General features: G+C 68.1%; 14 protein-coding genes and 2 rRNA genes. 5 read left to right on the top strand and 11 right to left on the bottom strand.

The window, feature by feature from the left end; translation table 11 throughout:
- Window positions 1-19: 19 nt before the first annotated feature.
- From HYV93_19550 to HYV93_19560, 3 genes are all read right to left on the bottom strand, one after another.
- Window positions 20-181: a hypothetical protein gene (locus tag HYV93_19550; GenBank protein MBI2528162.1), complete on the bottom strand. Its 162-nt coding sequence runs from the start codon at window positions 179-181 to the stop codon at window positions 20-22.
- 45 nt (window positions 182-226) lie between these two features.
- Entirely contained in the window at window positions 227-586 is a 360-nt protein-coding gene (locus HYV93_19555) for a winged helix-turn-helix transcriptional regulator (protein ID MBI2528163.1), read from the bottom strand.
- A gap of 163 nt (window positions 587-749) precedes the next feature.
- Window positions 750-1,712, bottom strand: coding sequence for a Tim44 domain-containing protein (locus HYV93_19560; GenBank protein MBI2528164.1), 963 nt, complete (start codon window positions 1,710-1,712; stop codon window positions 750-752).
- Window positions 1,713-1,871: 159 nt separating this feature from the next.
- Here HYV93_19560 and HYV93_19565 point away from each other — a divergent pair, with 159 nt between their 5' ends.
- Both HYV93_19565 and HYV93_19570 read left to right on the top strand, forming a co-directional pair.
- Window positions 1,872-2,687: an enoyl-CoA hydratase/isomerase family protein gene (locus HYV93_19565; protein MBI2528165.1), complete on the top strand. Its 816-nt coding sequence runs from the start codon at window positions 1,872-1,874 to the stop codon at window positions 2,685-2,687.
- A gap of 310 nt (window positions 2,688-2,997) precedes the next feature.
- Window positions 2,998-3,174 (top strand): hypothetical protein, encoded by a 177-nt coding sequence (locus HYV93_19570; GenBank protein ID MBI2528166.1) that lies wholly within the window; start codon window positions 2,998-3,000, stop codon window positions 3,172-3,174.
- A gap of 217 nt (window positions 3,175-3,391) precedes the next feature.
- On the opposite strand, the gene HYV93_19575 is transcribed toward HYV93_19570, so the two are convergent.
- Together HYV93_19575 and HYV93_19580 are read right to left on the bottom strand one after the other, a co-directional pair.
- Window positions 3,392-3,631 (bottom strand): MoaD/ThiS family protein, encoded by a 240-nt coding sequence (locus HYV93_19575; protein ID MBI2528167.1) that lies wholly within the window; start codon window positions 3,629-3,631, stop codon window positions 3,392-3,394.
- Window positions 3,628-4,623, bottom strand: coding sequence for a transglycosylase SLT domain-containing protein (locus tag HYV93_19580; GenBank protein ID MBI2528168.1), 996 nt, complete (start codon window positions 4,621-4,623; stop codon window positions 3,628-3,630). The genes HYV93_19575 and HYV93_19580 overlap by 4 nt, the downstream gene beginning before the upstream one ends.
- Before the next feature lie 538 nt (window positions 4,624-5,161).
- Between HYV93_19580 and HYV93_19585 the strand changes: the two genes are divergently transcribed.
- Window positions 5,162-5,494 (top strand): hypothetical protein, encoded by a 333-nt coding sequence (locus HYV93_19585; protein MBI2528169.1) that lies wholly within the window; start codon window positions 5,162-5,164, stop codon window positions 5,492-5,494.
- 49 nt (window positions 5,495-5,543) lie between these two features.
- On the opposite strand, the gene HYV93_19590 is transcribed toward HYV93_19585, so the two are convergent.
- From HYV93_19590 to HYV93_19605, 4 genes are all read right to left on the bottom strand, one after another.
- Entirely contained in the window at window positions 5,544-6,071 is a 528-nt protein-coding gene (locus HYV93_19590; protein ID MBI2528170.1) for a hypothetical protein, read from the bottom strand.
- Between the two features lie 167 nt (window positions 6,072-6,238).
- Window positions 6,239-7,150 (bottom strand): lysophospholipid acyltransferase family protein, encoded by a 912-nt coding sequence (locus HYV93_19595; protein MBI2528171.1) that lies wholly within the window; start codon window positions 7,148-7,150, stop codon window positions 6,239-6,241.
- Window positions 7,147-8,142, bottom strand: coding sequence for an inorganic phosphate transporter (locus HYV93_19600; protein MBI2528172.1), 996 nt, complete (start codon window positions 8,140-8,142; stop codon window positions 7,147-7,149). Before HYV93_19600 ends, HYV93_19595 begins: the two co-directional genes overlap by 4 nt.
- A 10-nt stretch (window positions 8,143-8,152) precedes the next feature.
- Window positions 8,153-8,770 carry a DUF47 domain-containing protein gene (locus HYV93_19605; protein MBI2528173.1) on the bottom strand — a complete coding sequence of 206 codons (618 nt, stop codon included), beginning with the start codon at window positions 8,768-8,770 and terminating at the stop codon, window positions 8,153-8,155.
- Between the two features lie 162 nt (window positions 8,771-8,932).
- Between HYV93_19605 and HYV93_19610 the strand changes: the two genes are divergently transcribed.
- Both HYV93_19610 and HYV93_19615 read left to right on the top strand, forming a co-directional pair.
- Window positions 8,933-9,148 (top strand): DNA gyrase inhibitor YacG, encoded by a 216-nt coding sequence (locus tag HYV93_19610; GenBank protein MBI2528174.1) that lies wholly within the window; start codon window positions 8,933-8,935, stop codon window positions 9,146-9,148.
- Complete coding sequence (locus tag HYV93_19615; protein MBI2528175.1) at window positions 9,145-9,795, top strand: site-2 protease family protein; 651 nt, start codon at window positions 9,145-9,147, stop codon at window positions 9,793-9,795. The genes HYV93_19610 and HYV93_19615 overlap by 4 nt, the downstream gene beginning before the upstream one ends.
- Before the next feature lie 62 nt (window positions 9,796-9,857).
- On the opposite strand, the gene rrf is transcribed toward HYV93_19615, so the two are convergent.
- Window positions 9,858-9,974 (bottom strand): 5S ribosomal RNA (gene rrf / locus HYV93_19620).
- Window positions 9,975-10,040: 66 nt separating this feature from the next.
- Window positions 10,041-10,413 (bottom strand): 23S ribosomal RNA (locus HYV93_19625); the annotation flags it as partial.

A 10,413-nucleotide genomic window follows, 5' to 3' on the forward strand; every position in this document is an offset into this window, starting at 1 on the left:
AGATCCTAGAAGGCCCCGATCACCCGGTCGTGATCGCCGGCCCGAGGGAGGCCTGGTCCACGAGCACCCGCACGCGCCCCTCGCCCATCCCGACGATCCCGCCGAGCGCCTCAGACAGCGAGAGCCACGCGCCGGGCAGCGCCGACCGTCCCGGCAGCGCCGTGTAGACGCTGTCTCCCATCAGGGGCTCGCCGACAGGACGAAGGTCAGGAGGCGCTGCATCCCGTCACCGTGCCGCCCGGCTCCGCCGGGTCCCCGCCGCGGCCGCCTGGACCAGCCGCCGCCCGTCGGCGAGCTGCTCGAACAGCACCTCGCGCATGATGTCGAAGGCGCGGAGGATCTTGGGGTTGGCGATCCGGTAGTGGATGGTGGCGCCCTCCCGCCGGGTGAGGACGACGCGGCGCTGGCGGAGGATGGCCAGGTGCTGGGAGAGGTTCGGCATGCTCGTGCCCACGCGCCGCGCCAGCTCGGCCACGGCGATCTCCTGGTCCCGGAGCGCGTTGAGGATCTTCAGCCGCGTGGGGTTGGCCAGGATCTGGCAGACGCTGGCGTGCAGCTCGTAGATCTGGTCGTCGGTGGATGTCATGGGTTCCTCGATTTAGAATTTAACAGGATTCGAAAGTGATAGGCAAGCGAAAAGCTCGGGCGGTGAATGGGCGCGCGCGGCTGTCAGCCGGCCCTCGCGGGGACCGGCTGACAGGATTCCGACGACGAGGGCAGGGCGGGCGGAGGCCGCCCGCCCGCGACCCTCAGGCTTGCTGGATGGCGCTGAGCCTCCAGGCGTTGGGCCCGACCGGGCGGGCGAAGGTCCAGTACTCCTCGAACTTGACGGGCTCCGTGCGGCTGCCTTCCACCACCTGGCCGGTCGCCTCGTCGACGGTGTAGTCGAGCAGGTTGGCCAGGAAGCGCATGGTCACGAAGTCCTGCCCCGCCTCCTGCCACGCCTCGGTGGCCTCTACCGAGCGAACCGCGATGTTCTCCAGGCGGTTCACGCGGCGTTGCTGCCTCAGCCTGTCGCAGTCCTTCTGGAGGGTCGCCTGCATCTCGGGGGTCACGACCTCCCGCACCAACCCCATGTCCCGCCCCATCCAGGCGGCCTGGAGCTTGAAGAAGATGTCCGAGGCCTGCTCCGCGAAGCCTCGAGGATCGAAGCCCGCGTCCATCTGGCGGATGTGAGCGAGGCCGAGGTCCAAGTCGCTCGGCCCTGCCGGGGCCTCGACCGCCGCCGTCGTGGCGGCCGCCGAGCCGGGCTGCCACGAGGACACCTCGCTCCGACCGGGAACTCCATGGCCCGCCGACGTGGCGGAAACCGGCTGCTGGCGCCGCCTGAGCCATGAGAAGGCGAAGTAGGCCAGCGCACCTACAATGATGATCTCCATCAGCCCGATGCCACCGCCGAGCCCGTGGCCCATGCCGCCCCCGAAGAGCATGCTTCCGAGGAGGCCGCCGAGGACGAGGCCGCCGATCCCGCCCATGAGGCCACCCATCCATCCGGGGCGCTGAGGCGCCGGCTGCTGGAACGAGGAAGGCGGCGCCGCGGAACGGCTGGGCGACATGGGCGCCGGAGATGGCCGAGCCGGCGCCGAGTAGCTCCGCGACCCGCGGCTGCCGCTGAAGCCGCCGCCGCCGGCGCGGGCCCAGGCATCCGCCGCCCAGAGGGCTGGGAACAGGAGTGTCAGGGCGAGCGCGACCATCGTGAGTGAACGCTTCATAGGGGGGTGTCCTCCTGGGCGCATTATACGCGTCTTTGCCCGGTTGCCCGGCTTGACCTTCTCCCCCAACCCCGTCATAGGGTGCCCCCGGGGCCGTCGGGGCCCCGGCAATCCCCGGAAGCCAAGTGCTCCACCCCGAAGGTCGAGTCCGAGGAGACCATGGACTACTCGACCTACCGGACGATCCGAGTCGATCGCGAGGGCGGCGTGCTCACCGTCACACTGAACCGGCCCGAGAAACTCAACGCGATCGACGCGGCACTGCATGCCGAGCTGGCGGGGATCTTCGCCGACGTCGGGCGGGACCGGGAGGCTCGCGCCGTGGTGCTCACGGGAGCCGGGCGCGCCTTCTCGGCCGGCGGGGACACGGACTGGTTCAAGGCCGATGATCCCAGTGCCTGGCAGCTCGTCCAGTGGGAGGCGAAGCGGATCATCCACGACCTGCTCGACCTGGAGATCCCCGTCATCGCGGCGGTCAACGGTCCTGCTGCCGGGCTCGGCGCCACGCTGGCGCTCTTCTGCGAGACGATCTTCATGGCCGAGGGGGCGAGGATCGGCGATCCCCACGTCAAGATGGGGATCGTCGCCGGAGACGGGGGCGCGATCATCTGGCCATGGCTGGTCGGACCCGCCCGCGCCAAGGAGTACCTGATGACGGGTGACCTCCTCAGCGCGCAGGAAGCCGAGCGAATCGGGCTCGTGAACCACGTCACGCCGGCCCAGGAATGCGTTCCCCGGGCGGAGGCGTTCGCCCGGCGGCTCGCGGAGGGTCCCGTCCTCGCGGTGAAGGGAACGAAGGTCTCGGTGAACAAGCTGCTGAGGGAAGCTGTCAACCTCGTGCTCGACACCTCCCTGGCGCTGGAGGCCCAGACTTTTACGAGCGAGGACCACCGGGAGGCCGTTCAGGCCTTCATGGGAGAAGCGACCAGCCCGATTCCTCGGCAGGTAGGGAAAGCCATCCTCATTCCCTGCTGATTTGTTTCCACGCCCTGTCGGTCCCTCCGGCGACGCGCAGTCCTGATCTCCAGAAAATCAGCTCCTTGCCGAGCCGGCATCTCTGGAATGCATCTTGCTACTGCATTCGGCAGGAGTAGGAAGTCGGACAAGAGGGCAGAGGTCGCCGGACCTGAAGGGAGGAATGGACATGGGCACTGCGACGGTCAGCACAGGACGCCCACGAGTCAGAGCAGGCGTGGGGGCCAAGCAGCGCGGAGCCAAGACCGTGCCGGGACGCCCCCTGCGCCCGGCAGCAAGCGGGGCGTCGCGCTCAGAGCTCCCTGCCATCGTGAGCGTGTTCTTCCACACGGACGGCACCATCTGTCACTCGTGGTGCGGGCGCCCTCTCGAGTTCCACGGCAGCCGCGGCGGACTCGAGCTGGATTTCTTTTGCACCCGGTGCATGGAGCACGTGACGCTGCCCCAATCCGTGCTCTCCCGCATCCCGGTGGGCCCGGGGATGTAGCAGACCCTGGAGGCCGCCGTGAACGCCTACGCCTCATGGCGAGCTTCATCGCGCGCCCATGCGGGTAGCCGAACTGCGGATCCCAGGCCATGACGCGGCTCATGGCGGGCGGCTACTCGAAGTCGTAGCGGAGCCAGGTCTAGGACAGCTCTGCTTCCGGGCCGGACCGGGATGCTCGGAGGCGTCTCTCAACCTGACGGTGGGCATGGCGATCTCCTCAACCTCCAGCGAGCGGCGGGAACATCGTCAACGCATCGCCTTCGACCAGGATTTGCCCGGGGTCCACGTCGCGGCCGTTCACCACGACAAGGCAGGGGAGGTCGAGAGGGATCTGCAGCGACTGCATGACCTGGCCGACCGTGGCGCCTTCGTCGAGCACGAGGGTCACGCCCTCGCCACCCGCTGCGTCGGGAAGATAGGCTGAGAGGGTTGCGAAGAGATGGACCCGGACCCTCACCTGAAGCCGCCCTGACCCTCCTCCTTCCCGGCAGGCAGAACCAGCGCCACCCGGAGCCTATCGCCGGGGAAGATGCGGCCGGCGTCGGTGAGCCGGTTCCATGTCACGATCTCGGCCGGCGAGACCCCGTAGCGCTTGGCGATGCCGCCCACCGTCTCCTGGGCCTTGACGACGTGGATCTTTCGGGACGGGAGCCTTGCGTGAGACGCCTTCGCGGCCTGGTGAGGGCCACCACGCCTCGCCGACACCTCAACAGTCGGTACGGCCTGCCTCCGGAAGGCGGCCCGCAGGATCGACGCGCCCCCGACGGGAACCTTGAGAGCATAGGGACTCCCGGGCGGCGTCTCGGCACGCCGGAGCTCCGAGTTGAGGCGCTTCAGGTCGCCACCGGCGATCTGGGACATCCCGGCCAAGCGGTTGAGCGGCATCAGGGGGGGAACGTGGATGACTTCGTAGCGGAGCGGATCCTCAGGTGTGACGGAGAACCCGTAGCGATCCGGCTCCCGGGCGATCAGCGCCGCGGCCTGGATGGCGGCGACGAAGCTCTTCGTCTCCTCAGCCAGGAGGGGTGTCCGGCTCAGCTGCCAGAAGTCGCTGGTGCGCAGCTTCTGGACGGCACGGGAAACCCGCATCTCTCCGGCGTTGTACGCCGCCTGGACGAGATGCCAGGAGCCGAATGAGGCGAAGAGGTCCTTGAGGTGGTCGGCCGCGGCCCGTGTTGACTTTTCGGGATCGAGTCGCTCGTCGACCCAGCGGTCCACGCGCAGCCCGTAGCGGCGGGCGGTGGGAGCCATGAACTGCCAGAGGCCCCTGGCGCCGGCCCGGGACACCGCCACGGGATCGAACCCGCTCTCGATCATGGCGGTGAAAGCGAGATCCTCGGGCAACCCCCGCTGGGTGAAGATCTCCCGGATCATCTCCAGGTACCGACCCGAGCGAGACAGCCAACGCTCCACCACGGCCCGACGATGCCCGGTCTGGAACCGCTCCACGAAGTAGCGAACCTCGGGCCGGTCCTGGACGACGTAGGGAGGCAGACCCCCCAGGGTGACGGTGGCACTCCTCGGGACGGGGGGCTCGGGCTGCGCCTCCGAACCGTGCTTCGACGAAGTCCGGGAACTATCCTCTCCCCGCTGATGTTGCCCCGATGGGGGGGAGTCGCCGAGCTCGAGGCTGAACAAGCCGTAAGGCCTTGCAACCGAGGGCGTTTCCGGCTGAGTCTGAGCGAGAGCCGCCTCGGCGAGGCCACGGACGGACGCCGGGTAGGGCTCCGGCGCCGCTGCCCCCGGCTGAGCCAAGGCACCGGCATACAGGAGCGCTAAGCCGATCAGGAGACGCTTCGATGAGAGCAGCATGAGGACAGTGAAGGTCTGCAGTTTTTACCATGGCAGGCCCCTCGACGTCAACTGCGGAGGGACCGGGGCAGGAGATTGTTCTTGACAGAGGAGCGTCAGACTACGTAAGGTGGGGCGTTGCGAAGAAGCGTTTGTTGATGGGTACTTATATTCGATCGAAAGGAGGTGAGAACCTATGAACAGAATGATGGCGCTGCTGGTAAGCATCGCCTTCTCCCTCACCGTCGTCGGGCTTGCCGCTGCGCAGACCAAGCCGGCCACCGAGACGGGCAAGGCCGCCGCCCCCGGCCAAGAGGTGAAGAAGGAGCAGGTGGAGAAGAAGGCCGAGAAGAAGGCCGAGAAGAAGGCCCAGAAGAAGGAGACCAAGGCCGACTGCCTGAAGGCGGCCAAGGACGACGCGGCCAAGGCCGACTGCGAGAAGAAGTTCGTCGCCAAGAAGGCGGAGAAGAAGGAAGCCAAGGTCCAGAAGAAGGCCGAGAAGGCGGAAGCCAAGCCCGAGAAGAAGTAGTCTCCGCTGCTGGCAGCCGAACCTTCGAGCGCTCGCCGGCGCACCACCCTCAGCGGGTGGTGCCCTGGCGGCGCTTGCCGGCATCTCCGAGGGAGTCCGGGGGTCTCGACTCCTCCCGCACCCCGGTCATCCAGCCGTTCCGGTCGTTGAGGGTGACGGTGGCCACTTCGCTCGTCCGGATGTGAAGGCGCATTCGCCAGTACGTGATGGCCGTGGAGCCAGTGCGCTCCAAGTTGCCTGTGAAGTGCCCCGCCTCCCGTTTCGGGAGTCTCCGACCTCGAACGGGGTGTTCCGCATTGTGCCAGGCCAGGAGCAGCCAGTCCCCGGCGGGCACCCCCGAGAACCGGAACCGCCCGTCGACGTCGCTCACCTCGCCTCGGACCAGCTCGCCGGCACCGGCAGCCAGCAGCGCGCGCTCGTACGCCTCGCGGGCCGCCACTACCCGCGCCGCTCCGTCGGTATAGCTCCGGAGGGACTCCCGGAGACCGGCCTTGATCCGATCCAGTTCCCGCTCGAGCGCGGCAGAGTCGGGGACGAGCATCACGGCCACCGACCCGTAAGGGACTGGAGGCCCCATCGGCGTCTGCGAGTCAGCGCGGGCTGTACCGACAACCTCCCCCAGCAAGCCCCGGGAAAGGCCCGCGAGATAGGGCGCCACGAGCGCTGAGAGGTCTTCGGCGGCGCCCGCCGGTCCCCAGGCGGTGGCGCACAGCAAGGCTGCGCCGAGGGCAGCCCGGCAGCCCCTCACGCCGGGTCCTCCTCGGGACGCGTCTTCCAGCGCCGATGCAGCCAGAACCACTGATCGGGAGCCCGGCGAATGGCCGTCTCTATGGCCCGGTTGAACGATGCCGTGTAAGACACCACGTCGCCGTCGCCCGGAGCGGGGAGCGCGGGCTCGATCTCGACGTGATGACGCCCGTCCGGCTGGCGCCGGATGAACACCGGGATCACGGGGGCGCCGGTCCGGAGCGAGATGACGGCGAGGCTTTTCGACGTCGACGCCGGGACGCCGAAGAACGGCGCGAACACGCCGGTGCCGCGCGAGGCGTTCTGGTCCAGCAGGATCCCGACCATCCGGCCTCGGCGAAGGGCGTCGATGATCTCCCTGAGGCCGCGACGCCTGGTGATCAGCTCGACTCCACTCCGCTCGCGAAAACGCTCCACCACCCGGTCGAGCAGAGGATGGTCCAGGGGTCGGACCACCACCGAGAGGGCGAAGCGAGTCAGCGCGTGGCTGGCGGCCAGCAGCTCCCAGTTCCCGTAGTGGGCGGTGAGGACCAGGATCCCGCGTCCCTGAGCCGCAGCTGCCTCGAGATGGTTCACCCCGCGCATCTCGACCCGGGAGAGCAGCACCGACGGGGACCGGAAGAAGAACACGCAGGCCTCGACGAGGTTCATCCCCAGGTGCTCGAAGGAGCCGCGGCCGACGCGGGTCAGCGCGGATCGGGCCCACTGCCCGCCGAAGGCGCGAGCGAGGTTCTCGACAACGACGGCTCGTCGGCCTCTGAGGAGCACCCAGGCGAGATCGCCGATCCTCCGGCCGAGCCAGAGCCCGAGGCGCGCCGGGAGATACGCCAGCGCCAGGCCCGCGGGGGCCAGCAGCGCGGCGGCCGTCCATCCCAGGACGGAGCTCGAGGCTCCGCGCCTGGCCCTCATCCGTGGGGCAGGACCAACCAGGCCAGGGCCGCGATGCCGCCCGACAGCGGGATCGTGAGGATCCACGCCCAGATGATACGACCCGCCAGCCCCCACCTCACGGCGGAGAGGCGCTGCGTCGCGCCGACGCCCACGATGGAGCCGGTGATGGTATGGGTCGTGCTGACGGGGATCCCGCCCGCCGCGGTGCCGATGAGCATCACCGCACCGGCCGCCTCGGCGCAGAAGCCACCGATCGGACGCAGCTTGGTGAGGCGCATTCCCATGGTCTTCACGATGCGCCAGCCGCCGGCGAGCGTGCCGAGGCCGATGGCCATGTGAGCCGCCATGATCACCCAGAAGGGGACGTAGAACTCCGGGCCCAGGTAGCCTCCCGTGAAGAGGAGGATGGCGATGATGCCCATGGTCTTCTGGGCGTCGTTCGTCCCGTGGCCGAGACTGTAGAACGCGGCCGACACCAGCTGGAGGCGCCGGAACAGCCCGTCCACCCGGCTGGGCCGCAAGCGTCGGACCACCCACAACGTCGCCACCATGAACACGAACCCCAGACAGAGCCCCATGACGGGCGCGAGCACGATGAAGAGCGTGATCTTGAGCAGTCCCGACGGGATCAGCGCGCCGAACCCGGCTTTCGCCACCGCAGCCCCCGCGAAGCCGCCGATGAGGGCATGCGAGGAGCTGGAGGGGATGCCGTAGTACCAGGTGATCAGGTTCCACGCGATGGCGCCCGTGAGCGCGCCCAGGATGACCCAGTGGTCGACGACCCCCGAGGCCACCACCCCTTTCCCGACCGTCTTCGCCACGTTGACCCCGAAACCAAAGGCCGCGGCGAAGTTGAAGAAGGCCGCCCACACCACGGCCTGGGTGGGAGTGAGCACGCGGGTGGAGACCACAGTGGCGATGGAGTTGGCCGCGTCGTGAAAGCCGTTGATGTAGTCGAAGGCGAGGGCAACCAGGATGATGGCGATGACCAGCAGCAGCGGGGCCGTCATGGAGCGAGGCTCACGCCATCTTGAGGACGATGCCCTCGATGACGTTCACCACGTCCTCGCAACGATCGGTCACCGACTCCATGGTCTCGTACAGCTCTTTCCACTTGATGACCTCGATGGCGTCGGTCTGTCCGTCGAACAGCGAGGCAAGCTCGTCCCGCAGCAGCCGGTCCGCCTCGTTCTCGAGCCGGTTCACCTCGACGCAGTGCTTGTGGTACAGCGGCGACAGCGTTCGCAGGCAGTGCACCGCACGGTCGGTCTCCTCGGCCGTCTTGACGATGATCCTCGCCATGCCCACGCAGCCCTGGGTGGGAGCCGTGATCTTGTAGAGGAGCAGGCGGTCTGCCACCGCGTCGATCAGATCGAGGACGTCGTCCAGCCGGCTCGACAGGGCGTAGATGTCCTCGCGGTCGATGGGGGTGATGAAGGTCGTGTTGAGCCGGCGCACCAGCTCGTGCGTGAGGGTGTCACCGGCATGCTCGAGGTCCTTGATCCGCTGAGCCTTCGCCTTGGCCTCCGGGTAGTCGAGCGTGAGCTCCTCGAGGACCCGCGCGGCGGCGACGATGTTCGACCCCTGCTGCTCGAAGAGGTCGAAGAACTTCTCCTCGCGGGGAAGGATCCGGAACATGGGGGTCAAGCTCCTGCGGCGGAACTGCATGCGATGCGCATCGGTCGCGGCGCCGGCGGCCGCTGACCCGACTGTAGCGAAGGCCCCCCGCCGTGTCAATGGCCCGGCGGCCCCCCGGCGGCCATGTTGACAGGCCTCGCGCGCGGCCGATACGATGGCGTCATGGCGCGTCGATCCACCGGCACTCGCCGCTCACTTCGCTGTCCGCGGTGCGGCGGCGTCGTCGCCTGGGAGGGTAACCCGAACCGGCCGTTCTGCTCGCTGTCCTGCCGGCTCATCGATCTCGGCGTGTGGCTGGACGAACGCTATCGGATCGCGGGCGAACCCGTCCCGAGCGACTCGCCGCCGGAGGATCGCATCCCCGCAGGCGGCGGATGACCGACCTCTTCGGTGACCCCGCCGGCTTCCTACAGCGGCTCGTCCTCCAGGTTCCCGCCCTCCTCCTCGCCGTCACCGTCCACGAGCTCGCGCACGGACTGCTGGCCGACCGGCTCGGCGACCCCACGGCACGCCTCCAGGGGCGGCTCACGCTGAACCCGCTGCCGCACATCGATCCCCTCGGCGCGCTTGCCTTCGTGCTTGCGGGCTTCGGCTGGGCGAAGCCAGTCCCCGTCAACGCCTACAACCTGAGGCATCCCGTACGAGACATGGCCTGGATCGCGGCCGCGGGGCCTCTGTCGAACTTTGTGACCGCCTTCCTCGGCCTCGTCGCTGTGGGGCTTGCGCGGCAGATCGCCGACATCCCGCTGATCGGCGCGCCCCTGGTCGGAATGCTCGTGTGGATCTACCAGTTCAACCTGGCGCTGGCGATCTTCAACCTGATCCCGCTGCCCCCGCTGGACGGGGGCCATTTCCTTCCGTATTTCCTCCCGCGTCGTTCCTGGGCGCGTCTGCACCAGCTGGAGCAGTACGGACCGTTTCTCCTGTTGCTGCTCGTCATGACGGGGGCGACCCGCTACGTCCTGGGGCCTGCGTTCCATCTGGTGAGCAGCGCGTTCATCACCATCGCGCGGCTCCTTTTCTAGCGAGGTGGCGGCGCAGAGGAAACGAAAGGCGCCCGGACCTTTCGATCCGGGCGCCTGAATTACCCCGGCGGCGACCTACTCTCCCACGCCGTTACCAGCGCAGTACCATCGGCCCTGGAGGGCTTAACTTCCGTGTTCGGGATGGGAACGGGTGTGGCCCCTCCGGCATCGCCACCGGGAGTCGGGTGGCAACCGAATACGATGATTCTCGAGTGCAGCCAAGCGATGTCATCGATGAGTGCAACGTGGTCAAGCCGCACGGCCGATTAGTACCGCTCGGCTGAACGCCTCACGGCGCTTACACCTGCGGCCTATCAACCTGGTAATCTTCCAGGGGCCTTCAGAGGGCTTGCGCCCTGGGAGGTCTCATCTTGAGGCGGGTTTCGCACTTAGATGCCTTCAGCGCTTATCCCTGCCGGACATAGCTACCCAGCGGTGCTCCTGGCGGAACAGCTGGCACACTAGCGGTCCGTCCACCCCGGTCCTCTCGTACTAGGGGCAGCTCCTCTCAAACCTCCGACGCCCGCGTCAGATAGGGACCGAACTGTCTCACGACGTTCTAAACCCAGCTCACGTACCGCTTTAATGGGCGAACAGCCCAACCCTTGGGACCTGCTC

Source organism: Candidatus Rokuibacteriota bacterium, from assembly GCA_016188005.1.
Classification (GTDB): domain Bacteria; phylum Methylomirabilota; class Methylomirabilia; order Rokubacteriales; family CSP1-6; genus UBA12499.

Coding starts and splice junctions, on each gene's coding strand:
- HYV93_19550 (MBI2528162.1), bottom strand. CDS start 181: ATGGGAGACAGCGTCTACACGGCGCTGCCGGGACGGTCGGCGCTGCCC.
- HYV93_19555 (MBI2528163.1), bottom strand. CDS start 586: ATGACATCCACCGACGACCAGATCTACGAGCTGCACGCCAGCGTCTGC.
- HYV93_19560 (MBI2528164.1), bottom strand. CDS start 1,712: ATGAAGCGTTCACTCACGATGGTCGCGCTCGCCCTGACACTCCTGTTC.
- HYV93_19565 (MBI2528165.1), top strand. CDS start 1,872: ATGGACTACTCGACCTACCGGACGATCCGAGTCGATCGCGAGGGCGGC.
- HYV93_19585 (MBI2528169.1), top strand. CDS start 5,162: ATGAACAGAATGATGGCGCTGCTGGTAAGCATCGCCTTCTCCCTCACC.
- HYV93_19590 (MBI2528170.1), bottom strand. CDS start 6,071: ATGGGGCCTCCAGTCCCTTACGGGTCGGTGGCCGTGATGCTCGTCCCC.
- HYV93_19595 (MBI2528171.1), bottom strand. CDS start 7,150: ATGAGGGCCAGGCGCGGAGCCTCGAGCTCCGTCCTGGGATGGACGGCC.
- HYV93_19600 (MBI2528172.1), bottom strand. CDS start 8,142: ATGACGGCCCCGCTGCTGCTGGTCATCGCCATCATCCTGGTTGCCCTC.
- HYV93_19605 (MBI2528173.1), bottom strand. CDS start 8,770: ATGTTCCGGATCCTTCCCCGCGAGGAGAAGTTCTTCGACCTCTTCGAG.
- HYV93_19610 (MBI2528174.1), top strand. CDS start 8,933: ATGGCGCGTCGATCCACCGGCACTCGCCGCTCACTTCGCTGTCCGCGG.
- HYV93_19615 (MBI2528175.1), top strand. CDS start 9,145: ATGACCGACCTCTTCGGTGACCCCGCCGGCTTCCTACAGCGGCTCGTC.